26 protein-coding genes are annotated in these 24358 nt (G+C 45.3%); 16 read left to right on the top strand and 10 right to left on the bottom strand.

Annotated elements, in window-relative coordinates; all coding sequences use genetic code 11:
* The first annotated feature begins 122 nt into the window (after positions 1-122).
* Positions 123-1037: an HNH endonuclease gene (locus ACLWOR_RS03345; RefSeq protein ID WP_413939250.1), complete on the top strand. Its 915-nt coding sequence runs from the start codon at positions 123-125 to the stop codon at positions 1035-1037.
* Between the two features lie 68 nt (positions 1038-1105).
* On the opposite strand, the gene ACLWOR_RS03350 is transcribed toward ACLWOR_RS03345, so the two are convergent.
* Complete coding sequence (locus ACLWOR_RS03350) at positions 1106-1858, bottom strand: helix-turn-helix domain-containing protein (protein ID WP_413939251.1); 753 nt, start codon at positions 1856-1858, stop codon at positions 1106-1108.
* Positions 1859-1960: 102 nt separating this feature from the next.
* On the opposite strand from ACLWOR_RS03350, the gene ACLWOR_RS03355 reads away from it, so the two are divergent.
* The 3 genes from ACLWOR_RS03355 to ACLWOR_RS03365 all read left to right on the top strand — a co-directional run bounded on the left by ACLWOR_RS03355 (position 1961) and on the right by ACLWOR_RS03365 (position 5649).
* Complete coding sequence (locus ACLWOR_RS03355; protein ID WP_413939252.1) at positions 1961-2101, top strand: hypothetical protein; 141 nt, start codon at positions 1961-1963, stop codon at positions 2099-2101.
* Positions 2102-2204: 103 nt separating this feature from the next.
* Positions 2205-3875, top strand: coding sequence for an ABC transporter ATP-binding protein (locus tag ACLWOR_RS03360; RefSeq protein ID WP_413939253.1), 1671 nt, complete (start codon positions 2205-2207; stop codon positions 3873-3875).
* Complete coding sequence (locus ACLWOR_RS03365) at positions 3868-5649, top strand: ABC transporter ATP-binding protein (RefSeq protein WP_413939254.1); 1782 nt, start codon at positions 3868-3870, stop codon at positions 5647-5649. The genes ACLWOR_RS03360 and ACLWOR_RS03365 overlap by 8 nt, the downstream gene beginning before the upstream one ends.
* On the opposite strand, the gene ACLWOR_RS03370 is transcribed toward ACLWOR_RS03365, so the two are convergent.
* Positions 5630-6418: a GYF domain-containing protein gene (locus tag ACLWOR_RS03370; RefSeq protein ID WP_413939255.1), complete on the bottom strand. Its 789-nt coding sequence runs from the start codon at positions 6416-6418 to the stop codon at positions 5630-5632. The genes ACLWOR_RS03365 and ACLWOR_RS03370 overlap by 20 nt on opposite strands.
* Positions 6419-6647: 229 nt before the next feature.
* Between ACLWOR_RS03370 and ACLWOR_RS03375 the strand changes: the two genes are divergently transcribed.
* The gene (locus ACLWOR_RS03375) at positions 6648-7568 is read left to right on the top strand and encodes a chemotaxis protein CheX (protein ID WP_413939256.1); all 921 of its coding nucleotides are present in this window, start codon (positions 6648-6650) and stop codon (positions 7566-7568) included.
* 160 nt (positions 7569-7728) lie between these two features.
* Positions 7729-8007 carry a hypothetical protein gene (locus ACLWOR_RS03380; RefSeq protein ID WP_413939257.1) on the top strand — a complete coding sequence of 93 codons (279 nt, stop codon included), beginning with the start codon at positions 7729-7731 and terminating at the stop codon, positions 8005-8007.
* Positions 8008-8100: 93 nt separating this feature from the next.
* On the opposite strand, the gene ACLWOR_RS03385 is transcribed toward ACLWOR_RS03380, so the two are convergent.
* On the bottom strand, positions 8101-8514 hold the full coding sequence (locus ACLWOR_RS03385) for a DUF2388 domain-containing protein (RefSeq protein WP_413939258.1): 414 nt from the start codon (positions 8512-8514) through the stop codon (positions 8101-8103).
* Positions 8515-8753: 239 nt separating this feature from the next.
* Between ACLWOR_RS03385 and ACLWOR_RS03390 the strand changes: the two genes are divergently transcribed.
* Positions 8754-9107, top strand: coding sequence for a hypothetical protein (locus ACLWOR_RS03390; protein WP_413939259.1), 354 nt, complete (start codon positions 8754-8756; stop codon positions 9105-9107).
* Here the strand turns inward: ACLWOR_RS03390 and ACLWOR_RS03395 are convergent.
* Genes ACLWOR_RS03395 through ACLWOR_RS03410 form a run of 4 tightly spaced genes read right to left on the bottom strand, consistent with a single transcriptional unit; the run spans position 9104 to position 12187 of the window.
* Positions 9104-9511 carry an acyl-CoA thioesterase gene (locus ACLWOR_RS03395; protein WP_413939260.1) on the bottom strand — a complete coding sequence of 136 codons (408 nt, stop codon included), beginning with the start codon at positions 9509-9511 and terminating at the stop codon, positions 9104-9106. The two genes, ACLWOR_RS03390 and ACLWOR_RS03395, sit on opposite strands and share 4 nt — an antisense overlap.
* 24 nt (positions 9512-9535) lie before the next feature.
* Positions 9536-10546, bottom strand: a complete 1011-nt coding sequence (gene phnE, locus ACLWOR_RS03400) for a phosphonate ABC transporter, permease protein PhnE (protein ID WP_413939261.1) — start codon at positions 10544-10546, stop codon at positions 9536-9538.
* The gene (phnC, locus tag ACLWOR_RS03405; RefSeq protein WP_413939262.1) at positions 10521-11294 is read right to left on the bottom strand and encodes a phosphonate ABC transporter ATP-binding protein; all 774 of its coding nucleotides are present in this window, start codon (positions 11292-11294) and stop codon (positions 10521-10523) included. The genes phnE and phnC overlap by 26 nt, the downstream gene beginning before the upstream one ends.
* A complete protein-coding gene (locus ACLWOR_RS03410) occupies positions 11294-12187 on the bottom strand; it encodes a phosphate/phosphite/phosphonate ABC transporter substrate-binding protein (protein WP_413939263.1) in 894 nt (297 codons plus the stop codon). The genes phnC and ACLWOR_RS03410 overlap by 1 nt, the downstream gene beginning before the upstream one ends.
* Before the next feature lie 95 nt (positions 12188-12282).
* Between ACLWOR_RS03410 and ACLWOR_RS03415 the strand changes: the two genes are divergently transcribed.
* From ACLWOR_RS03415 to ACLWOR_RS03440, 6 genes are all read left to right on the top strand, one after another.
* Positions 12283-13011 (top strand): HAD family hydrolase, encoded by a 729-nt coding sequence (locus tag ACLWOR_RS03415; RefSeq protein ID WP_413939264.1) that lies wholly within the window; start codon positions 12283-12285, stop codon positions 13009-13011.
* A gap of 2 nt (positions 13012-13013) precedes the next feature.
* Positions 13014-13670, top strand: a complete 657-nt coding sequence (gene rsmI / locus ACLWOR_RS03420; RefSeq protein WP_413939265.1) for a 16S rRNA (cytidine(1402)-2'-O)-methyltransferase — start codon at positions 13014-13016, stop codon at positions 13668-13670.
* A gap of 9 nt (positions 13671-13679) precedes the next feature.
* Positions 13680-16193: an ATP-dependent helicase HrpB gene (hrpB, locus tag ACLWOR_RS03425; protein WP_413939266.1), complete on the top strand. Its 2514-nt coding sequence runs from the start codon at positions 13680-13682 to the stop codon at positions 16191-16193.
* A gap of 131 nt (positions 16194-16324) precedes the next feature.
* On the top strand, positions 16325-17920 hold the full coding sequence (locus ACLWOR_RS03430; protein ID WP_413939267.1) for a hypothetical protein: 1596 nt from the start codon (positions 16325-16327) through the stop codon (positions 17918-17920).
* A gap of 14 nt (positions 17921-17934) precedes the next feature.
* Positions 17935-19626, top strand: coding sequence for a DUF1501 domain-containing protein (locus tag ACLWOR_RS03435; RefSeq protein ID WP_413939268.1), 1692 nt, complete (start codon positions 17935-17937; stop codon positions 19624-19626).
* Between the two features lie 8 nt (positions 19627-19634).
* Complete coding sequence (locus ACLWOR_RS03440; protein WP_413939269.1) at positions 19635-20339, top strand: hypothetical protein; 705 nt, start codon at positions 19635-19637, stop codon at positions 20337-20339.
* A gap of 1 nt (position 20340) precedes the next feature.
* Here ACLWOR_RS03440 and ACLWOR_RS03445 read toward each other — a convergent pair whose 3' ends face one another.
* Both ACLWOR_RS03445 and rpsD read right to left on the bottom strand, forming a co-directional pair.
* Positions 20341-20565, bottom strand: coding sequence for a hypothetical protein (locus ACLWOR_RS03445; protein WP_413939270.1), 225 nt, complete (start codon positions 20563-20565; stop codon positions 20341-20343).
* Positions 20565-21191: a 30S ribosomal protein S4 gene (rpsD, locus tag ACLWOR_RS03450; RefSeq protein WP_413939271.1), complete on the bottom strand. Its 627-nt coding sequence runs from the start codon at positions 21189-21191 to the stop codon at positions 20565-20567. The genes ACLWOR_RS03445 and rpsD overlap by 1 nt, the downstream gene beginning before the upstream one ends.
* Before the next feature lie 212 nt (positions 21192-21403).
* On the opposite strand from rpsD, the gene ACLWOR_RS03455 reads away from it, so the two are divergent.
* From ACLWOR_RS03455 to ACLWOR_RS03465, 3 genes are all read left to right on the top strand, one after another.
* The gene (locus ACLWOR_RS03455; protein ID WP_413939272.1) at positions 21404-21760 is read left to right on the top strand and encodes a hypothetical protein; all 357 of its coding nucleotides are present in this window, start codon (positions 21404-21406) and stop codon (positions 21758-21760) included.
* Between the two features lie 76 nt (positions 21761-21836).
* Positions 21837-22682 (top strand): EamA family transporter, encoded by an 846-nt coding sequence (locus ACLWOR_RS03460; RefSeq protein ID WP_413939273.1) that lies wholly within the window; start codon positions 21837-21839, stop codon positions 22680-22682.
* Between the two features lie 301 nt (positions 22683-22983).
* Positions 22984-23565, top strand: a complete 582-nt coding sequence (locus ACLWOR_RS03465; protein ID WP_413939274.1) for an SRPBCC family protein — start codon at positions 22984-22986, stop codon at positions 23563-23565.
* Here ACLWOR_RS03465 and ACLWOR_RS03470 read toward each other — a convergent pair.
* Positions 23555-24346, bottom strand: a complete 792-nt coding sequence (locus ACLWOR_RS03470; RefSeq protein WP_413939275.1) for a substrate-binding periplasmic protein — start codon at positions 24344-24346, stop codon at positions 23555-23557. The two genes, ACLWOR_RS03465 and ACLWOR_RS03470, sit on opposite strands and share 11 nt — an antisense overlap.
* Positions 24347-24358 lie beyond the last annotated feature (12 nt).

Here is a 24358-nt window from a genome sequence, read left to right on the forward strand (position 1 = left end):
TTTCACTGATCAATCAACAGAGAGCCCGCTAGAGACTATAACGCTCTCTTTTACATCGCTGTTCGATCTCGCAAATCTACCTCTGAAAAAAGCCGTGCTATAACTTCTCTAAAGGAGTTGTCATGAATACTTTTTCTAAGATGAGCGACGAAGAACTTGAATCTAGCCTTCAATTTCATGTGACGAGTGAGCGCAAATCTTTGCAGATAATTCTTGATCACATTCGAGAAGTTTCTCGACGTGAGTTGCATCTGGCAAAAGGCTTTCCGGATGTAAAAAGATATCTCATGAAAAGGTACGGATACTCCGAACCCGCAGCACGACGACGTGTGGAAGCTGCCAATATTCTAAAAGATGTTCCTGCTCTGGCGGAAAAAATTCAGGAGGGATCTCTTTGTTTGAGTGTGATTGGTGAACTGAATCGAGCTATCAAAGAAAAAGAAAGTACGTCACAGGAAAAAGTCTCTGCAGCACAAAAAACAGAATTGGTCGCGATGATTTCTGGTAAATCTGTCGCTGAAACTCAGCAACAACTGGCGCAGGCTTTAGATATCCAAATCCGCGATTATGAATTTCAGCGAGTGCAAAAAGACGAATCCGTCAGACTAGAGTTAACTGCTTCGAAGGAGCTTCATGCGAAGCTTAATCAGTGTCGTGATCTTTTGTCGCATCAAATTCAGCAACAATATGGGAATCACACGCTCGCGTCAGTTATTGAAATTTTAGCTGACCTTTATTTGCAGAAAAAAATATCAGCAAATACTCCTAAGCCGACGGCTGATTCCTCGATCCAAAACACAAAGATAAATAAAACTCTGACCCCCAAAACAAAGCGCGAAGTTCTAGAGCGCGACCAATGTTGCCAATTTAAAGATCCAAAAACTGGCCAAGTCTGTGGGAGCAGGTTTTTACTGCAAACCGACCACAAGATGTCTCAGTGGGCGGGAGGTAATCATGAGCTCGGAAATTTACAAATCCTCTGTGCCAACCATAATCGCTTCAAATACAGAAAAGAGGCTCAGCTCCGCTTGTGCTAAATTTTGAGATGCCGCACCCTGATGTCGTTGCGACATCAGGGGAGAATCAAGAAGCCAAGAGCCGAACTCTAGAAATCGAGTTCGGCTTTTTCTTTTTTCTTGATTGCTCCCATATAGGAATACTGCCAAGGGCGGTAGGCCATCAAGATTCCGGTATCGACAACTGGAACGTTGTGTTCGATTTCAAAGCGCGACTCTTCTTGCATCTCAAGCAAGATACGATCAATTTTTGCTCGATACTTTGCAAGCGTTGGTGGACTGATCTTCAACATCGTAAAGCGGATGTAGTCTTCGCTTCTGAAATCATAATTCAAGTAACTCGCTTTGGTTTGTTCAAACAAAGCGCGCCCCATTGGTCCATCACGACGGAAACGCAAGAAACCTTGGCGTTTGATTTTTACTTTATCGCGGGGATGCAGTTCGATCAGATTCAAACGATCCAGTTGAAACAGATACTTTTTCGACTCCCCACTTTGGATGTCGTATTCGCGTTCGATTTTTTGGGCGGTCTTCCCGTCTTGCAACATCATAAAGTAATGCAGCAGTCGTGGATTTTCAGCGAGCGCCCTTTCTTGTTCATCCGAAAGCAGCACCGCCTGCTCCCCTTCTTCTAAGTGCGCCGACTTTACGACCTCAGCGAAACTGATATCAGCGACACGACAGATTTCCTCAAGACGATCGAGGCTGAGTGTTTTGTTAGAGAGAATACGCTTCACACTCGACTCACTCAAATCGAGTGCTTTCGCGAGATCACGATAGAGAACATTCTTCGCTTTTAGAGCTCTTTTCAGAGCTGTTAGAAACTGGTCAATCTGTGACATTCCAACCCCCAAAACCTAAGTATCGTCATTCAATACTTTCACACCTGGTATTGAATAGCAACACCAAAGATCCGATGCTGAAAACAGGTAAAGGAGGACGTCATGGCACTGTTCCGTTATATCTTCGATCGTATCTTTAATAGCAGACCTTTCTACTATGCGTGGGAAGAACGCAAATTTCAAAGACACCACGAGCAAGGCTCTCTCACGGCGCAATTCACTTGCCGCCACAATAGGGATTAACTAGAGTCGAGACAGCATGCAAGACAGCACCGAAAACAAGACCCTCTTTAAGCACCCACTTTGGTTCTATATTAAAAACAATCCCCGGCCTTTTACGCTGGGGATGATTTTTTTATTCGCGACGAATTTCCTTGATGCGCTTTATCCACTGATCATGAAACGCGCGCTGGACGAAATCGAAGCGCAAGTGGATTTAGGAGCCATTGGTCGCACCTGTGTTTTGTTCTTTGCTATCATGGCCAGCCTCGCGGTCACTCGCTTGGGTTGGCGCGTGTATTTTGGTAAGTTCCACACCTATGCAGCTGAACATATTCGTCAAAAACTTTTCCGCCACCTCACCGGTCTAGGCCCTTCTTTCTTTCAAAAATCTCAAGTTGGCGAATTGATGAGTCTCGTGACCAATGACGTGCAATCCTTCCGTCAAGCCATTGGCCCCGGAGTTTTAATTTTGGCCGATGGAGTGATCATCATCGCAGTTGTTTTGCCGATTATGATTTCTCTGAATTGGGAATGGACTTGGAAAACTTTGATTTTTCTTCCGCTGATTCCCTTCCTGATTTGGAAAGTGATGAAGCTCATCCACACCAATTACAAAATTCAGCAAGAGCGGTTCAGCGAGCTGACTGGAGTTGTACAAGAAACCATCGGTGGCGTGCGCGTGATTAAAAGCTTTGCGCAAGAAGATCAACGTTTGGCTCTTTATAACCAAGTCAGCAAATCCTATGAGAAGTCCGGCAATCAAGTGGCGCGCGTTGATGCCTTCTTCCGCCCGGTGATGGAATTTGGTGTCACATCGGGAAGCGTGATTCTTTTGTTTGTTGTACGTGATGATTTGCTTGCGGGAGCAATCTCGATCGGAACCTTTGTCGCCTTTCATCGGTATATCCAAAAAATGGTGTGGCCGATGTCAGCTCTCGGCATGGGACTTTCGATGATCCAAAAGGGTTATGCTTCTTTTGATCGTATCAAAGAACATTTGATGGTTGAAAGTGACATTCCAAACACTGGCACAGTTCGTCTGGATAAGTTTGAAACTTTAGAATTTCAGAATGTGTCTTTCAAATATCCTGGCAACAGTGTTTACACACTAAAAGACATCAATTTCAAAATCCACGCAGGCGAAAGCCTTGGCATCATGGGGTCCGTGGGCGCCGGCAAAACCACGTTGCTACACTTACTCACTCGTCTGTATCCACTCTCAGAGGGACGCATTTTGATTAACGGCCAAACACTTGAAACTTACACGCAAGAGTCTTTGCGTAATATTTTCTTGCTTGTCCCGCAAGAGCCTTTCCTCTTCAGTGATTCTATTTCCGACAACATTGGCTTTGGGGTTGCGGATAATATTTCCCCTGAAGAAGTCTTACGCATGACAAAGATCGTAGATCTGCATAACGAGATCGAATCATTGCCTTCAAAATACGAATCACAACTAGGCGAACGCGGCGTGAATTTGTCTGGTGGCCAAAAACAACGCCTGACGATTGCGCGCGGCTTGATTATGAAAACTCCGGTTTTGATTTTGGACGATTCTCTCAGTGCAGTGGATACTCGGACTGAAAGATCCATCGAATCTGAACTTCGTCAAAGTCGCACGACCTTAACTCGTATCATCGTGGCTCACCGCCTGTCTTCGGTTCGCAATTCAGATAAGTTGCTCGTGCTTAAAGATGGCGCTGTTGAAGCCTTTGGCACTTTCGACGAATGCTTAAAACGAAGTCCGACCTTGCAAACCATTGTGCGCATCCAAGGACAGGAGGCTTCCCATGAGTGATAAATTCATGAGCGAAGATCTGGTCAAAACCAAGATTACCTATCGCGAACTCTTTAAACGCCTGTGGCCTTATGCACGAAAAGAAAAAGGACTGCTCATCACAGCCTTGCTCGCAGTCGTGGGCGTCGCGGTTGTTTCGCGGATGATCCCGCTTCTTATTGGCTATGCAATTGATCACGGGGTTCTAAAAAAAGACGCCTTGGTCTTTACCAACATCGCATTCGTCTATTTAGGACTTGAGATCCTCAGATCTCTGCTCTTTTTCGCCAACGCATATATCTTCCAAGTTTTCGGCAATCGCATGCTCTATCACGTGCGCGATCATTTAATGAGCCACGTGCAAAAGCTGCCGTTGCAGTTTTTCAATAAGACACCGACCGGTCGTATCGTCACTCGCCTGACGAACGATGTGGGCTCTCTCGGGGAACTTTTCACCGATGGCGTGATTTCAGTTTTTACCGAAGGCGTGATTGTTATTTCCGTCGTCGTAGCGATGGCGTTAATCTCGTGGAAATTGACGCTGATCTGCCTTATCGGGGCGCCGATCTTTATTGGTGCTTCGATTTACCTTTCAAATCGCATTCGCGAAATGTTAAGTGAACAGAAAAAGAAACTGTCTGTGATCAATGCCTTCTTGGCAGAGAATCTCAATGGCATCAAGGTTGTTCAACTCTATAATCGCGTGCAAAAAAATCGTAAAAGGTTTGCGACTTTGTCGGTCGAATATCGGGATCTGAATATGCGCTCGATCCGCGCTTACGCTTTCATGCAGCCGATAATGAATCTCTTTAATGCGGTGACGATCACTTCGGCATTGTATTTTGGTGGCTGGCTGAATCATCAAGACAGCCTGGCACTGGGTGCCTTGGTCGCGTTCTTAATGAACATCCAAGATTTTATCCCACCACTCCGTGAGATTTTAGAAAAGTACCAACAATTCCAAAATTCCCTGACAAGTGCCGAGCGTATTTTTACCTTAATGGATGAACCCGTTGAAAAAGAGGACAGTCATGTGCAAGTGCCTGCTCCTTTCCGTGGAGAAGTCGAACTACGCGATCTGACCTTCCGTTATGAAGAGCAATTGCCAGACGTTCTAAAAAACATCTCTCTGCATATTCATTCCGGCGAATCACTAGCCCTCGTCGGAAGAACCGGCAGCGGTAAGTCCACATTTATCTCATTATTACAAAGATTCTACGATGCACCTTCAGAGAGTTTATTTATTGATGGCGTCCCTATTGAACACATCCCACGCCCACAACTCCGTCGTCACGTCGGCGTCGTTCAGCAAGACAATTTTATTTTCCGTGGAACAATTGCCGACAACGTAGGTCTGCGTGATCCGCGTATCAGCTTAGAACAAATTGAACAGGCACTTAAAACAACCGGTTATTTGCAGCTATTGACCCGTACAGGCCGTCACTCACAAAGCCCGGTTGAAGAACGCGGGGCTAATTTATCTGTCGGTGAACGCCAATTGCTCGCGTTTGCGCGCATCTTGGTATTTAATCCTGACATTTTAATCTTAGATGAAGCGACGGCGAATATTGATTCCGAAAGCGAACATCTGATTCAAGAAGCCACCCGCGAGATCACCAAAGGTCGCACGAGCATCATTATTGCCCATCGCCTTTCAACGATTGAACACTGCGATCGTATTGCGGTTTTAAATCAAGGGGAATTGGCAGAAGTGGGATCTCACAACCAGTTGATGAAGTCGCAAGGACTTTATCATCAACTGGTCTCACTCGGACTTAACTCGTCTTCGACGTAAAGTTTTTAATCGTTTCACGAACTGACTGACTGAGGTTCGTGAACTTCACACCGTATTTCACCGGTGCTTCTTCACGACTCACGCCACTGACATGCTGTTTGCTAACGATCTGGCAGACAGCATTAAAAGGTGGCACTCCGTCGCCAGGTTGAAAGTGCAGGAACAATGATTGTCCTGGTTGCAATTCTTTATTTTCAATCATGATCCCCGCACCACCCGCACTGATCTCAAAAGCATGACCCTTGAAAACCATTTTGCTGTTGTGAACGATGATCGAAGCTCCGTAAGCAGCACGCGGATGGCGACGACGGAAGAAGACTTCCTTCACAGAGACTTCTTGAGAGTCGCAGAGCTCGCGCATTTTTTCTGGCGAAAACTCAGGGACCTCGGCCACAGGCTTCCACGTTTGCATTTTATTTTTCCAAATGAAGTCGTATTCGAACAAAGTTTTTTCCTGAAGCATCGTGATGACCTCCAGGCGACAGAATGGACCGAGGTTGTTTCCGTCTCTCAGAATAAACCATTCTTTTTCGTGCAAACGCTGCGCTTCTGCGAACTGAGACTTCTTGTCTCCCATAATTTGTCCCATTTGACCGAAGCTCACTGAAAACTCAGGGTGTTCCATGAGCATCAACCATTTCCCAATACTTTCGTCGTACACATAATCAGTCCACTGATGTTCATTACTCTCGACCTTTTTTAAGACAGTCTCAAGTGTGAACGGACCAATGTGTGTTCCACTATTGGAAAGATAGTACTGTTTCGACATCCTAGGGCCTCCCGAATATCTCTATCGGAAGGAGCTAGACCACACTTAACTGTAGGAAAATAGACATTTTCTTAAACATTGTTTCAATTTTTTCGTCTAACTTTTAAACGAAAATTCCTCGTTAAGTCGGATTCACAATTCCCCGATATGTTAATTACAGAGCGTTAAGAGTTCGCCTAGGATTTTACCGGAAGAAACTGATTATATGGTGTTTACCCAGAAAAAGGACATGAAACTACGCAAGAATATCCTCATTGTAGATAACAACTGCGAACTCGAGCAGATTGTAAAGGGTCCGCTGTTGAAAGAACTAAAGGACTCAGAGCTCTCGCCGATCGTTGTCCGCGCCAAAGATGGTGCAGAAGCCGCTATTAAATCTGAGAATCAAAAGTTCGATGTCGTTCTTATTGATACCGAAGTCCCCCGTCTGATGGACGGAGGATTTGTGTACGGACTACTGTCATATAAGAATACTCAAGATGCAGATTTAATCGTCGTTTCCAATCGCGATCTCACTGAACTTCCCGACTCGTTGAAAAATTCAAAACACTTTAAAAAGCCCGTCTCACCGCAAGAACTGATCAGTGCGATGATTGATGTTTTGAACGCTCAACACCATGGAGCGACCAACAAAGAACCCGCTGCCACCCAAGCAGCGGCAGTTAAATATGCCGTCGACGTGCGCGTGATCAACGCTGTGATCAAAGCAACGATGAGTGTATTGGGTCAATTTGGTGTGACCTCTGTCAAGATGGAAAAAGCGGGACCGAAATCTCCGCACGATCCTCTTTTAGGTGAAGTGTCTTCAATTGTTGATATTAAAAGTGCGGCATTCCAAGGATTCCTTGCCGTTTCATTTGATAAAGGCAGTTACCTTGAAGTTGTTTCGACCATGTTAATGGAAGAACAAACAGAACTTACTCCCGACAATCAAGATGCCGTGGGTGAGATCAATAACATTATTTTTGGTAACGCAAAAAGTGAAATGTCGAACTTTGGTGTGCAGTTAACTGTACCTAAGGTTTTGATTGGAGCAAACCAAGTTATTGCCTGTGAAAAAGGATCTGCGGGCATGTTGATTCCTTTCTCCACGTCGCGTGGAAAATTCTATATCACTGTTGCAGCCTTCCCCGTCGCCAAAGCCGCATAGTTTAAAAACTATACGGCTTAACCTCGATCTTCATCCTATCTACTGTTCTATTACATTCATCCTTCGATCGATCCGTGCAGAAATGCAAATCCCAAAATAAACGCCAGAGTATAAAATAGAACCAAGAGAGCAATGACTAACCGAATTACTTGGAGGATATATGAAATCACTCATGCTTGCGGCTGTGCTTCTGGCATCAACAGGTGCGATGGCTCAATCTTCGATGCCGAATTCAAATGACCGAAATACTTATGACCCTTATGGAACACGAACTCAAGAGCAAGAACGCCTCAGAAATCCGAACTATGATGCAAGAGCATCGAACCAAGATGTCGATAGCATTCGTACCAGCAGAAACACACCTGACGTCACCAAACAAGAAGGCACCACTCCTGCCGGTGGTAACCCAGGCACACTGGATCAACCACGCAGAGAATAGCTGCTATTCAAATTTTGAAATAAAAAAGGCTGTGGCGAGAAGAAGCGCCACAGCCTAAGAAGAAGAGAGAGCACGTACGAATTTTAAAATTAATTATCTACCGATAGCAACGTTCACAAGAAGAATCTCTTTTGCCAAAACAGCGTCAGATTCTTTTGTGTTCGACATTTCGCGGATCACTTTCAAAGCTTGCTCAAGGTAAGCACCTTTAACACGGCCTTCAGAAGCTACGTAAGAAGCCGCATCGTCACCAGCCATTTTAACTACTTTTTGAAGTTCAGTATCACGGTGAGTAGCGATCAAAGTCGTCAATGTAGGAGCTGTTAGTGCAAGAGTTGGATCCAATTTAAGTTCATTCATCGCTTGCTCAGTTGCCCAAGGAAGGTTTGAAATAGTTTGTGTCGGGCGAGAGAAAGAACCTGCCGCTTCAATGCCGCCACCTTGTTCTTGAGCGAATGCATTGAGACCCAAAGCAACTACAGAAAGTACGATCAAAGATTTTTTCATGAGAATCTCCTTAGTCAGTTAAAAATTCTAACGAAGGCCCTTATTGCAAAGCGGGGGCCACGCTGTCCCCGACTCTCCTCGATTTTATAAGCATTATGCGCCTGCAATGACAATTTCTGGCGCCCTGATTGGTCACGTTGTCTACATCGTCGACAGCAAAAGACCATTCAGCTCGCAATAAAACGCATCCATATATGGAACGTAGGGTGCATATAGGACATCGATTGCGCGAGGTAATTATGAAAAAAATGCTTCTATTTGCGATGACTTTATTATCAGTGAACTCTGCTTTTGCGATGAATGATATCTTGCAATGCACGAACGGTAAAACAGTTGTTAATACAGCTTATTTCCTCAATCAGGAAAATCTTTTCCTTACAGTTCACTACTTAGTGGCGGATGCAAGACCGCTGCAAGCAAACGTCACAGCATCAAGAAAGTTTTGGAAGCCTAAAACGTTTAAAGGTGAAACCAGCGATGGCACTTCAATTCTTCTGAAAGTCGATCGCAACGACTTAACCGGAACGCTTTACGTTGAAGGACGAGAGCCCGAGACTCTCGTATGCAAAGAGCAGGTGTTCTTCCCTCTTTAGTCCATTCCGAGAGCCTGCTTCCATTGCGGAGTAGGCTCAATCAAACGACGCGTTTTCATATCAAATAATCCAAAGACAAACGTCGCTTCACTGGCAACGGTTCCATCTTCCTTAATCATCTGTTGTAACAATGTACTGATCTTACCCTGTTGGCTGACCATTTTTGTGGTGATCGAAATATTTTCGCGCAAGCGGATCTCTCTTAGGAACTGGATTTTAATTTCCATGATCACAGGACCTTGCTGCAGTTGCTGAACTTCTTTAAAGCCATAACCCCGTGCTGTGATTTGTTCCCAACGAGCTTCTTCGTACAATGCCAAATAAGTTGCATTGTTCATATGCCCCAAGGAATCGACGTGATGTTCTTTGATCATTAATTTATAAGGCGTTAACTCTGACGACATAAGAAAATCCTTCTGCTTGAAAACCTATTTCAGGGCTTCACGAATATACGCAGACGCTTGATCCAGCGCCCACACCACCACGGCAATCACAAAGATAATACAACCTACTTCGCGCCACATCGCCTGACCTTGATATTGAATCAACATTGTTCCAATACCGCCGCCTCCGACAAGGCCGATCACGGTTGCCATCCGCACGTTGATGTCCCAGCGATACACCGTAAATGAAATATAAGGCAGAAGCACTTGAGGAACAATCGCAAACCAAATGCATTGGAGTTTATTGGCTCCCGTAGACTCAATTGCCTCAATGGGACCTTCTTCAACGGACTCTACCATTTCAGAATATTGTTTCGCTAAAGAAGCAATCGAGTGAATCATCAACGCCAACATTCCCGCAAACGGGCCTATACCGACCCAGACTGAAAAAATAATCGCCCAGATCAAAGCCTCAATCGAGCGTACGACATTGAGAAAGGTTCGCAGAACAAAGTAAATCGAAAATGCCATAGGGCCACGCATGATATTGCGAGCACAAAAGAAACTTAAAATGAAAGCAAATGGAATCGCCAGCGTCGTCGCGAGAAACGCCATAAAAATTGTCTCGATAATGTTTAAAATCGCACGTGGGAGCAAACTCCAGTTTGGATCAAGCATGCCTTGAAATAATCGAATCGCGCCAGAGAATCCTTGTTGATCCAAAATCTCGATAAAAGAAAAATCCGTTTTAATCGAAGCGACAATTAAGGCGGCAACAAAGGTAATCAGAAACTGCCAAGCCCAAAAAGTGCGATACCAAGGAGGGCTCTCTTGAGAAACCGTCGGACCAAACAAGACTTCGCCCCAGGTACGGATTTTTTTATAATTTAAAAGAAAACTCAAACCGGCACTGACAATGATAAAGCAAAGCAAATACCACAGACTTGTCGGACTCGCGATCAAGTCTTCTTCGCCCCATCCCAATACAAGAATAGCGAGAGACGAAAACAAAAAACTGCCGCTAAAAATATCAAGGAGTGTTCTGCGCCAAAGCATAAGCCTCCTCACCATAAATACGTTTGAACCATTCTTCCGTGATTTCCCCAGGTCTTCCTGTGAAGACAATTTCTCCGTCACGAAGAGCAATCACGCGTGTGGCATATTGTCTGACTAAATCTAAGAAGTGCAGATTCGCGATAACTGTGATTCCCATTTCTTTCTGAATCTTTTTAAGATAATTCATCACCACATGACAGGTAGCCGGATCTAAAGCCGAAACAGGTTCATCCGCCAATAATAAAACCGGATTTTGCATCAAAGCTCTGGCAATGGCGACTCTCTGTTTTTGCCCACCCGACATCGAATCGGCTCGTAAATAGGCCTTATCTGAAATCCCAACGAGCTTTAAATTTTCAAGGGCACTTTGTTTTTCTTGAGCCGAAAACAAGCCCAAAAGACTTTGCCAGGTTTTTTTCTTCCCCAAACATCCCATCAGAACATTTTTAAGAACGCTCTGTCGTGGAATCAGATTGAAATGCTGAAAGATCATACCCATGCGTCGGCGCACGCTGCGCACTTGTTCGGACTTTTGCAGAGCAGAGATTTTTTGTCCCTCAAAGTGAACTTCACCAGAGGTGGGCTCTTGCAGGAGATTTAAACAACGAAGCAAGGTGGACTTTCCTGAACCACTCAAACCAATGACGACCAAGAACTCACCCTCTTCGACATCAAAGCTCACGCCTCTCAGCGCGCGCGTTCCGTTGGGGTAAGTTTTAGTTAAATTACGTACTGAAAGCAGAGCCATTAAGGTTTTTCCTCAGATAACTGACGGAACATTTCACGAACCGAATCATAATCAGCATCTGTCGAACGTTTGAAGTTCGAAGCGCCTAACATCAAATCCAAAGATTTTTTTCCGTCATCGGTCGCCACGAACTTTAAAAGTGCTTCGACGATTTTTTCTTTCATTTCTTCCGGCATGTCCTTACGGAAAACGATGGGGTCTGCTGGGATGGGATCAGAGAGCTCGATGATTTTTACTTTTTGCTCAACATCCGGGTACTGAGTTTTCACCATGCGACGAGCATCTTCTAATTTACCGTCTTGAGGTGGTGAATAATAAGTTGCACCAGCATCAACTTGACGTTGATAAATCATTGTCACAACCGCATCGTGTTTCATCGCAAACACAACTTCTTTGGGTTCGATCTTACGGTCTTTTAAAGTCTTTAATGGCAGTAAATAGCCCGACGTCGACGACGGATCGACGAAAGCGATCTTTTTTCCTGCCAAGTCTTTAAGAGTCTTAATGGAACTATCCGACCGCGCTAAGAACTGAGATTGATAAGTTGCAAGTCCATAGCGAATGACAGTCAAGCGCGCTTCCACCCCATAGGCTTTATGAGCTTTGTAATATCCAAATGTATTAATGGCAGCAATATCGGCGCGGTTCGTCCCAAAGGCTTCAATAACCGCCACATAAGATTGAGGAATGGTGATTTTAAACTTATAGGGTGTATTCGCTTCGAGGTACTCTTGGAGTTTCTTGGCATTATCGGCCAAGACCTTGGCATCAACTGCGGGAACAAGATGAAGCTTAATTGGATTTTCAGTGGTCCCCAAAATGTCCTTTTTCAGATGACATCCAATGCTCGAAAAAAGTCCGCTCAAGAGCAAGATCCACAACAGAAATTTCATACTCAAAGCCCCCTCCTCGCATTATGAAAAATTCACTGGCGTCGAGCAAGAAAAGTCTTTACCTCTGGCTCCCATGTGTGGCTATATGGCCCCATATGCTTAGTGATATTCTTGTTAAGATTCAAAGCTTGTCATCCCTACAAAAAAGATCCCTGGTTGTTTTCGACTTGGACTCGACCCTCTTTGATGTCAGCCCTCGTTTAGAACGTATTCTTCTAGACTTCGCGGCCATGCCATTGAATCACAGAAGATTTCCTGAACAAGTCGCTCTTCTTAAAAACATCAAAACTTTGCGCAGCGACTGGGGAATCACAGGTGCCCTCACTCGCGCAGGTCTAGATGGTCACCACATGGATTTCCAAGAAGCGATTAAAGCATACTGGTTGAAGAACTTTTTCTCGAATCACTATTTGCAATTTGATGCTCCTTACGAAGGCGCGATCGAATTCGTCCAAGCTGTCCAAAAGGCTGGGGCGGAAATTGCTTACCTCACAGGTCGAGATGTTGAGCGTATGGGAATTGGCACAGAAGAAGTCATGCGCCAATGGGAGTTCCCCGTTGATGAAACTTCGCATTTGGTTTTGAAACCTCATCGCAGCATGGATGATGCTGAATTTAAAACAAACTGGTTTGTGGAAGCGGCCAAAAAAGGTTTTGAGAAGATCTATTTCTTTGAGAACGAACCTGTGAACGTGGTGCATTTGCGCGAACGCTGCCCACAAGTAGAAATCATTTTCTTTGAAAGCACCCATGCGGGGAAAGCTATTCCACCAGAAGACATTCCACGTATTATGAATTTCTTGCTCAATCAAAAGGAGTCTTAGAAATGCTTTATCTTGTGGCGACTCCAATTGGTGAGACCAGTGAGATTTCTCTTCGCGCGCTCGAAGTGCTTAAAGAAGCTGAGATTATAATTTGCGAAAGTACCAAAGAAGCTTCGAAACTTTTGCGTGCTCACGGTATTTCCGGAAAAAAATATGAAGTCCTGGATGAGCACTCCACTCCGGATGATAAGGCGGCTCTGGTGCCTCTGTGTGCCGATCACAAAGTCGCATTGGTCACGGACTGTGGAACACCTGGGTTTTGCGATCCAGGTGCAGATCTGGTTCGCCTGTGCCGTCAAAAAAACGTGCCGGTGAAATCGGTTTTGGGCGCATCAGCCCTCATGGGTTTGTTGTCTTTAAGCGGTCAACGTTTGGATGAGTTTGTTTTCCGAGGCTTTTTGCCTGCTGAAACCGAATCCCGCGGGAAAGCTCTTAAAGAACTCACTAAAGAACATCGCGCGATCATCGTTATGGACACGCCTTATCGTTTGAAAAAAACTTTGAACGATATGAAAGAACATTTCTCGAACAGAAAATTTCTTTTAACGCTCAATCTGTCCCAAGAAGATGAAACAGTTCTTGAAGGAGCGATTGATAAAATTATTTCTGGCCTTAAATTCGAAAAAGCCGAATTCATGCTTTTGATATATCCAAAATAAGGCTGCACCGTGATTCAGTTGCCTATTGATGAATTCATTCCCGGTATTCAAAAAAGTCTGCAAGACGGAATGAATCTTGTTATTACGGCAGCTCCTGGCGCTGGTAAAACCACGCGCTTGCCACCTGCTCTTTTGAAAATCACCAATAAAAAAATCCTAGTTCTTGAGCCGCGCCGAATGGCGGCCATTGCGGCTGCTCATCGAATCGCCGAAGAGCAAGGCTGGGAAGTCGGTAAAGAAGTTGGCTATCAAGTTCGTTTTGCAAATAAAACCCAAGACTCCACAAGATTGGTCTTTATGACTGAAGCTCTTTTGGCTCGTCAAATGTTGGATGATCCGGAATTAGCGGATGTCGATTTGGTGATTCTGGATGAGTTTCACGAAAGATCTCTGCATGTCGATCTGGCACTGGGACTTTTGCGTGAGCTTCAAGAGTTGGGTCGCGATATTAAGATTCTTGTGATGTCGGCAACATTAGAAGCCGAAAAGATTGCTTCTTACCTGGGAAAATGTCCTGTGGTGCAAGTTCCTGGCAAACTCTTTGAGCTGGATGTGCGCTATCAAAAATCATCGCAGGTTTTACAAACCTCGCCGATGTTTTTTGATCAGCTCTTTCAAACTATCAAAGACGCCAAACTGCAAACAAAGAATGACATTTTGGTTTTCCTTCCAGGGGTCGGAGAAATTGATCGCACTCAAGATAAAATATCTGAATGGGCTACGGCCCAAAATATTGATGTGATTCCCTTGCATGGTTCTTTGAATCTTGAGGACCAAAGAAAAGCTCTACAAAAAGGATCACGCCAAAGAATTATACTTTCCACGAATATCGCAGAGTCCTCCGTCACCATTGATGGTGTAAACACCGTGATTGATTCGGGTCTCGCTAAAAATATGAAGCAAGATTACCGCACCGGTTTTTCCCGTTTGGAACTGGGACGTATCAGCCTCTCCAGTGCGATTCAAAGATCTGGTCGCGCCGCCCGTCAGTTCCCCGGAATTTGCTTCCGTCTGTGGAATAAAATGGATGAATTGTCTTTTAGTAAAAGCGAAACGGCTGAAATTCAAAGAGTGGACCTGACCGAGAGTTTGCTCTTCTTGGCCGCTCAAGGTGTGAGCGATTTCGAAAACTTCTCATGGTTTGAAAAACCGTCCAGCATCGCGATTCAAAAAGCTCTGCAATATCTCAAGTTGGCGGAAGCTTTGGATAGCGCCAATAAAATCACTTCACTCGGAAGAGAAATTCTGCACTATCCATTGCCAGTGCGACTGGCAAAACTGATGTTAGTGTCACAGTCTCGTGGAACAATGGAACTGGGATCAGATCTTTCCGCGATTTTACAGGAACGCGATTTTTTACGTCGCGACGGCTCTGCGAATTTCCTTGGCGATAAAACCGAATGCGACCTCACAGTTCGCTTGGAAATCTTGCATCAATTCCGAAAACAAGGACGTGCTCCCCGCGAGGCTTCCTTTATGGCGTTGCAAACCGTAGATCAATCTGCAAAGCAAATCCGCAACCTCGCCAAAAAGAACAAAGTTGCGACAGTGACTGAATCCGAAGGTGACGAGTTAAGGGTTTTACTATTAAAAGCCTTTCCAGATCGTCTTTGTCGCCGTCGTGGGCAAAGCGAGCGCGCACTGATGGTCGGTGGTCGTGGCGTGAAACTCCATAACGAGTCCTTGGTTAAAACATCTGAATTCTTTATCGCTCTGAACGGCGTTGAGGGAAGCTCCGATGCCGAAACTATGGTGAGCCTGGCCTGCGGTTTTTCTAAGGATTTTATTTTGGGTCATTTCAAAGAAGAGATCCAAAAAATCAAAGATGTCACGTTTATTGAAGACAAGGGACAATTCTTCGCTCGAGAGTACCGATCTCTTTTTGGCCTGCCTTTAGAAGAGCCCAACCTCTCCCCAGCACAAGCCAAAGACGTTGAAGAAAAACTCCCGCAGATTCTCTGTGAGAAATGGGATCTGGTTTTAAAAAACAATGACGGACTTGCCAATTGGTGGTCGCGTTTTGAGTTTTTACAACGTCACGAGCCCGTTGAAATTTCGAATATCGAAGAACTCAAAAAAGGAGCTTTCACGCAAGCGGCCCTTGGCGAAAGCAAAATGACCGCGATTTACGAAAAAGATCTGAAGTATTTTTTTGAAAGCGTTTTTCCGAGCGAAATCGTTGAGACCTTAAGAAAAGAACTTCCAGAAAAAATCAAAGTCCCAAGCGGCAGCATGATCCCGGTGATTTATCCCGTAGATAAAGCACCCTATTTGGAAGTTCGCATTCAAGAAGTTTTCGGTATGCAAGAAACACCGAAACTCCTCTATGGAAAGATTCCTTTGACCTTACATTTGCTTGGTCCGAACTTCCGTCCCGTGCAAGTCACTTCGAGCCTAGAAAGCTTTTGGAAAACTGGATACGCTGAAGTCCGAAAAGAACTTCGCATTCGGTACCCTAAGCATCAATGGCCGGAAGACCCCGCCGATGGCACGCCAGAAGCAAAAGGACGCCGTCGCCATTAGCGAACATCAATAAAATTTTATTCTCATGCTTTTGGCATCAGAAACACTGTCTCAATTTGAGAAAACCCTGCACTTTTCCTCTGATATTCCGAATAGAGAAGGTATTCTAAGAGCGTTCCGGGGGGAATGACATGCGAATTTATGTTTGGGGATTTGCCTTAGCGCTATTGCTTTCGCAAAGTTCGGTCGCGCAAGAACTCTCACAACAAAGTCTTTTTAATCGTTGTTATGTTCATTTAACAGGTCAACCTGTGCCACTCGGTCACGCATTGATGAATGAAGTGAAAGCAGGTAAAAAAACGGCGTTAGCAGCCTGCTCACAAATTCTTCGCAAAGCTCAATTGTCAGCGGCGGGACAGCTTACGAACACATCAGATGCTGAAGCCAAGGCTGTGCTCAACAATTTTTATAGTTTTCACAGAACATGGTTTCCATCTAACTTTCTCGATACTGTGAGTGGTTACAACTCCGGCGAACACAACGGGACCGTTGATATCTATGATGCAACAGAGCCGGCTCTTTCTTTGACGTATACGATGTTTGGAGCAGGCCAAAAATATTCTGATACGTTAAATAGAACGACCGGAGTCCGCGCTATTCGCGTGGAAAATGCAGCTGTAAAAACTCGTCTGGGCTTCGTGGCTTCGCACCCGGGCCGCTTTTTATCAAACTCATTGGACATGCAAAATTCACCATTCACTTTCCGTGATCCCACTCCGGCAGTGACGGCAATTAGCCGAAACATTAACAAACACGTTTCTGTCCTGACATCGATGCCCGTACTCACCGTAGGTGACCTCGTTGGAATTCGTCCAACGACAGAAAGTTTCATCGTCCCAAATATTTCGTTGAAACCTTCCGGCGACCGCAACACTGACAAAGGTGTTCTAGCTCCGGGTTTAAATTATACTTACGATTTTTTTAAAACCCAAGGTGGTGGTGTTCTGGGTTCTCCGATCTATATGCTTCAATATTATGGCCACGGCTTTAATATGAAGTTTAACGGATCTAATAAAGTAGCTCGCCGCTGGTCCCAGCAAAATATGCAATCATTTTTGTGCGCAAGCCTTCCTGCTCTACGTGAATCTGATATAGCAAGCTTCATCGATACTAAATCAGCGTACGCTTTTCGTAACTCTGGTAGCTGCGTGATGTGCCATGCGACTTTGGATCCAATGGCATACACGGCTCGAAATGTAACAGTGGGTGCTTTCGATATCATTCGTCCGTTCCAAAACGGTGATGTCACGATGGATGCCAATGGAGTCGCTATTCAACCTCCCGCATTCTTTGTGCGCAATGCTGTGGCAATCACAACTTACAAACCAAGCAAAGCCTCAATCACAGGCTGGCCATCGGCTGATGTGGCTGATTTCCACTTGCAACAACCTTCGGGCCGCTTGTATTTCCGCTCTTCAACTGGGGCTTTGATCGATAGATCGGTTGCGAATATCGCAGGTCTTGGAAAAGCCATGAGCGAAACTGATGATTACTATTTATGTGCTGCTAAAAGATATTTTGAATTCATGACGGGCATCCAAGTTCCTCTCTATGACCGGACCGATCCCCGCAATGCGGAACTCAACCAATCTCTCAGCAAAGAAGCCATCGCCGATCGCGTCTTTGTCGAAGATCTGGCGAAAGGACTTCGCTCTTCCCAATCCGTGATTCAGATGGTGGAAGACATAATGAAATCACCGTACTACTCACGCGAGAACTACAGATAAGGGAGGGATGAAATATGTGTGACGATTCTTCAAATAAAAACAATCTCTCTCGCAGAAATTTTCTCGGAAGTGCGCTCACTCTTGGGGCGGGAACTTTTATCTTTGATCCAGTTCGCGCTCTTTCAGAGGGTATTGCTGACAATCTTATTATGCGCGCGTATGCCGAAGCTTCCGGCACTCAAATTTCGCGCAACTATATTAATATTCAGTTGGCGGGTGCTCCCCTTCGCTATCAATTCGACCAATGGTTGAAAATCAATTCGGCTGAAACCTTGGCGTCGGTGGCAACAACCGGGAAATTAAATCCGATGATCTGCAACTCTTTTGATTTCGACTCAAAAGGAATGGCGACACCGGCTTATCGAAATTTCACTTATAAAAATGTTTTGGCTCCGCATCTTTTTAGTCAATCCGTTTACAATAGCAAAGGTCAAAAAAGACCCCTCACTGAATTGCTGGATAACATGCTGATCATTCGCGGTTATGGCAGCGGGCTTGACGGTCACCAATTCAATATGGTCGCACAACAAAGTCCAATCGGTGGTGTTTCAACAATCACCGGTCTTGTTGCGGAAGCAACAAAGACCACATTTGATGCTGTTCAATGGCCAGATCGTGGGGCGAACAGTGCTTATTTCTCAAGCGAAGGAAAAGCTCAATCCAAAGTGGCTGGTGCAAAACCTCTGACGACTTTGATGGAAGGTTTTGGTGCACCGACAAATAAAGGCGTGCGCAATCTGAAAGCCAGCTTCAAAGAAGCCATGGAACTGGCGCAAGCCCGTTTAAAAGCTTATGGCCGCTCTGAAAACAGTGGTTCAAAAATTGTTTCGCAAAGTCTTTCTAACGCCAGTGATATGATGGCAAAAGGTGTCGGGAACATTGATGGTTACTGGACCGCAGCCGTTGCCCGCTATAAAGCCGCTATTGAAACTTCCATGCGCGAAATTAATTTACCAAATATCAGCGATAAACCTCTGACGTCTGATGAAACTGGTCAATGGGTCGTTGGTTCTGGCGACTTGATCAAGATCAGTAAAACTCAAGACGTCCGTGAAGCCATCAAAAGTGCTTCGTTACAAAACTATGCAGAGAGTTTGGCGCTTGCAGAGTACTTAATCAAAGAAGGCCTGGCTTACTCGATTGATATTCGTGGTGATGCTTTGTTAGCTCTGAATATCACGTCAGTGAACGCTGCGGGCGTGGTCTCAAATGCTTCAAGAAATCTTGCACTTGATATGCATGCCACAGGTGCAGCTTCTGCGATTCTTTTCATGACTTCTTATTATCGCGGTATCACCGCAGGTCTTTTGGAGCTGAAAGATGCTTTGGGTGCTCATTGGCAAAACACGGTGGTGCAAATCCAAGGTGACTTCGGAAGAACAGCGCGCAGTAACGGAACTGGAAGTGATCACGGATATAACCAAATGGTCACATCCGTATTTTCTGGAGCTTTTACGAACGGACCTGTTGTTGTTGGGAATATCCAACGCACAGGCCACAGTGCTGCTTACGATGGCACGCAAGGCATTGCGGCCGCAATCAGCGGTTACAATCAGAAGGGCGCTCCATCTCCGGCGATGGCCGCTTCCACGGTCACGGCTCTTTTAGGTGTTCAACACAATCCGTACCAAAACACGGCGGCTCCTCTTGTTGAGTTGAAGAATGGTGTTTTGCGTGCACTCGCGACAGCGAAGATTGTGGCGTAGGAGACAAGATGATGAAAAAAACAAAAATGTCTCTGCTTTTATTAGCTCTTGGAATCGTGACGACACAGGCTTATCAAAACTGTGCGCCGATGCAGATGAATGACTTCTCTTCAACTTCAGTTGAAGCCGAAGGACATGATATGGGAAGCGGCTCGGGCTCTCACCCTGTTGATACGACAGAAAAGCCACGCCCTTCGCAAAAACAATTGGTGGTGAATAAAACAGTTGTCGCGGGAACTTTCCGCGAGATTTTCACATCCACAAAGTATCCAATTACAAATTTAGAGGGACTTATCGACAAATGGGTCCTGTACAAGGGAGCGCAATTCGGTGGTGCGTGTAACTACTATACAAGCTATTCGGGCCGCGACTGCAGCGGTTCGACGGCAAACACCAATTTAAACCATTTCACCGAGTCAAATACAGTGCGTGAGTCTTTCCACGTACAGCTTTGTGAAAACGTACTGGGTGTGGATGCGGGAGTTCATGCCGCATTAGAAAAAATTGGATTAACGTCGGCGTCTGCGATCAACACGCAAACTCTGTCAGCGGCCTATGGACTCTTTTATCGAGCCCACCCACCAACAGAATTAGAAATTGCAACTTTGCTTGATTTAAATACGGCACTGACTGCAAAGAGTGCTTCACCCATCGACAAATGGCGCGCCGCCCTCTCGCAAATTTGCGAGTCGCCCGCTTGGCAACTCTTTTAGACTAGTGAAGCTTCGCTGAGGAAACACAAGCACATGTGCCTTCCTCAGCAGCTGTTTCTTCTTTATTTTCCAAATAAGCCAAGAAGGCTGCAAAGCGGAAAGACAGATCATACAAAGTATCCGTGTCGATCACGAACTTTTCCGCTCCAAAACCTACACTGACCCAATCGTCAGAGATTTCTTCTAAAGTAATGTCTTCAGCTTCAACGAAGCGATTCTTTTTCATTAGCCCCTCATTGAGTAGTAACCAATGACCAAGCCTGGTTCGAAAGCAAATGGAACTGCTTCCAAATTCGGTTCATCAGTCAAACGGCCGACTTCTTGTCCTTGCACTTCTTCTTTGGCGAGGAAGCTTGGAAGTGGCAGACGAGGATTTTGTTTGGCCTGTAAGTAAACTTGGTTTTGAAGTGCTTCAGCCTTCAGGGTGATTTTTTGGCCCACGCGAATTGTTTGGGAACCAATCGTCACCTTCTTACCATCCACTAAAATTTTTCCGTGTGAAACCAATTGGCGTGCCGCCGGAATGCTTGGTGCAAAACCCAAACGGAAAACCACGTTGTCCAAACGACGTTCCAAAAGATTCACTAATGATTCAACCCAGTTTGGAGCAGAGGATCCTTTGGCTTTATTGATCAAGCGACGGAATTGTTCTTCGCGCACACCATAGTGGAAACGAAGCTTTTGCTTTTCTTCCAGTTGCAGAGCGAATTCAGAGTATTTACGACGTTGCAAACCATGCTGTCCCGGTGGATACGGACGGCGTTCTAGAGCTCCAGCTTTACCCATACCTGGAAGTTCGACGAGAAGTCGTCTTTGTCTTTTAAAGCGGGCTACTTTACCTTTACGTTTCATGGGTCTCTTTCCTTATAAAAAGTTCGCTTTCCCGAATACGGCAAGATGGGCTTTCTGAACAGAAATTCTGCTTAAAACGCATTAAATGAAAGAGGAGCGAAAACCTGCTGAGAAACAACTGAGACTGCAAGCAAATTGAAAATGCCCCGCTTGCCATCGTCTTTCCGCCCTGCTAGAACCCGAGCGATTTGAAAAAACCTTAAGGAGTTCGTATGAAATCCATCTTCGCCGCTTTAGTCGTGATGTCTGCTATCAATGTTCAGGCTCTCCCAAAAACAGTTCTTCAATGTTCAAACGTTGATCAAGGTGACATTCGTTCTATAATCGTGACGACGTCTGAAAAAAACCAAGACCTTGGCGTTCTTGAAATGACTTTGTTCAACGCCAATGGCGAATCAAAAGACCTTGTGATTTCTGATGAAGATTTCAACGAAGGTTGGATCCCACTTCCAAATGACGACGTAGCTGAACGCTACTTGATCCGCCAAGCAGATGGCTGGGAAATTTTCTCTATGATCGGTGATGAGAATTTGTTCTCAAGAGCCGATTGCGAAGAATTTGATCTTTAATCATTTCTGCACATAAAAGGGCGGGGTTTCCCGCTCTTCTCTTGACCCCTCTGTCATTTCGGCGAATAAGTGGGTCATGCACTCAATGAGTCTCTCTCTTCTCTATTTGTTCTTCGCCATGGTTTCCATACAATCTGGTGCTTCCCTAGCAAAACAGCTGTTCCCGGTTGCGGGTCCCGCTGGTACGACGGGTTTGCGCGTAGGCTTTGCCGCTTTGGTGTTACTTGCCATTTGGCGCCCTTGGCGAGTGCGTTTTTCTAAAACTCAAATTCTCGATATTTTGTTTTACGGCATTTCACTGGGACTGATGAATATCTTGTTCTATTTGTCGCTCGCAAAAATCCCGCTGGGAATTGCCGTCGGCGTGGAGTTCACCGGTCCATTGGTGCTGGCACTCTTAAGCTCGAAAAAGTGGATTGACCTTGTATGGGCGGTGATTGCAGGTCTCGGGATTTACATGATTCTCCCCCACAATCAGGGTTCTGAAGCCTTGGATCTCGTCGGCATTTTGCTGGCGCTCGGCGCGGGATTTTTCTGGGCTCTATATATTGTCTTTGGTCAGCGCGCGAGTCGCGGCGGTCACAGCAGTGGTCACGTGACGGCCGTCGGAATGACGATAGCGGCACTGTCGGTACTGCCTTTTGCGGTGATTTTAAATGGCGAAGCTTTGATCAATGTTTCGTTGTGGCCGATGGGTCTTTTGATTGGTGTGCTTTCAAGTGCACTGCCGTACTCGTTTGAAATGATGGCTCTTAAAAATATCCCGACTAAAACTTTCGGGGTTTTGATGAGCTTTGAACCTGCGATGGCTGCGTTGGCGGGATTTTTATTCCTACATGAGTCTCTGTCTTTACCTCAGCTTTTTGCCATCGCCTGTATTATGGTGGCTTCGGCTGGCGCGACAGCTACGGCCCGGGCATAAAAAAAGAGAGCGGGGTCTCCGCTCTCTTTCTTTGGTTTACCAAGCTGGTAAACGTCGACGACGATTTCTCTTTCGGATTGGAGTGTCTGTTCCCTTGCTCCCTTCCTGATGAGTGTTCGAAGTTGGCGTCGTCTGTGTCTCTGTCTTGTTCATAGCCGAACTCCTTTCTGCTAGATTAAGAACTCCCTTAGTGTCTCATGGAAGCGTAGCGTTGAGTTATTCATTTAGTGTGAGAATTTGATCATGAAAATGGCCTGATAATAATGACCATTGGCGTCAATTTGCTATTTTGGAGGGGGGATTGCGAAATGAGATCCCCTTTGTTCTGATGGAAGCCATGAGATTGCTTAAAGTATTATTGATCTCTTTTTTGGTGGTTTTCGGTGCGGTCGTTGGGATTGGCTATCTTTTGCCCTCGGACTGGGAAGTGGAACGGTCCGTCATAATTAAGGCCCCTCGGGAAAAAATTTACCCTTATTTGGTGAGTTTTAAGTACGGCTGGCCCCAATGGAGCAGTTTTGATTTCGAAGATCCCGATATTCAATTTTCCTATGCCGGGCCAGATGAAGGCGTGGGAGCAGAACGCTATTGGCTCTCTGAGCACGGAAATGGTTCGCAAAAAATCACCAAAGCCAATCCTGAAGAAGGAATTGAATTTGAAATTCGTATGGATAACACCGACTTCGTTCTTTACGGAGAAATTCGATTTGATCCAACGACTGATGGAACCAAGGTCACGTGGCGCGATTGGGGTCATGTCGGAAAAAATCCGTTTTATCGGTACATGGCCTTTTCGATGGATAAGATGATGGGCGATACGTTCGAAAAAAGCTTAGCGAATCTCAAAACCAAAGTGGAATCAACACCCTTATCTAGTCAATAATCGGTTGTTGCAATCGCTGCTGCAAGTAGGAAGCGGGCAGCGCATTTTTATAGATCGGCTGGCGATACCAAAATTTGACAATTTCAGTGTAACGTCCGCTTTTGTGAAGGTGCGCAAGTCCTTCGTTGAATTTCCGAATAATCTCCGGTCCACGTTTGTTCTTTTTTGAAATCACTAAATGATATGTCGGCTGATTCAAATAATGAGAACTGTGAGTGAACAGAATCGCCTTCTCGCCAAAATAAGCTCTTAGCAAAGCATACCCCGCTTCTAAATCAATCGGCACAGCTTGCACTCGTTTATTCAACAACATACTAAAGCATTGCTCGCTCGACGTGAGGCGCAGAACATCAAGCTCCCATTTTTTTTCTGCCTCTAAAAAAGCATTTCCCATTCCACCAAATCCGCGCGTGGCGGCGATTCGTATGTTCTTGAGGTCTGACAATTGCTTCCAATTCAAAGTCGTATCTTTAAGATGAAACAAAGCATAAGTTCCGCGGTAAATAGCATCACTGTAGTTGTAATATTTTTGCCTCTCAGCGGTATGCGAATAAGCAATCGTTCCATCACGATCCCCCATGCGCGAAAGATTTTCAGCGCGCGACCAGGGGAAAAAACTTAAATCCATTTGAATACCACTGACGGCAAAGGCTTCGCGGGCAAGCTGAACCATCAACCCCTGCCCCTCAAGTTTTTCCGAAACATAGGGCGGCCACTCACCTGTTGTGATTCGCAACCGCTCTTGAGCGTAAGTTGGCAAATAGAAAAATAGCGATAGCAAGATGCACGTGAA

Source organism: Bdellovibrio sp. HCB2-146 (assembly GCF_047345725.1).
GTDB lineage: Bacteria > Bdellovibrionota > Bdellovibrionia > Bdellovibrionales > Bdellovibrionaceae > Bdellovibrio.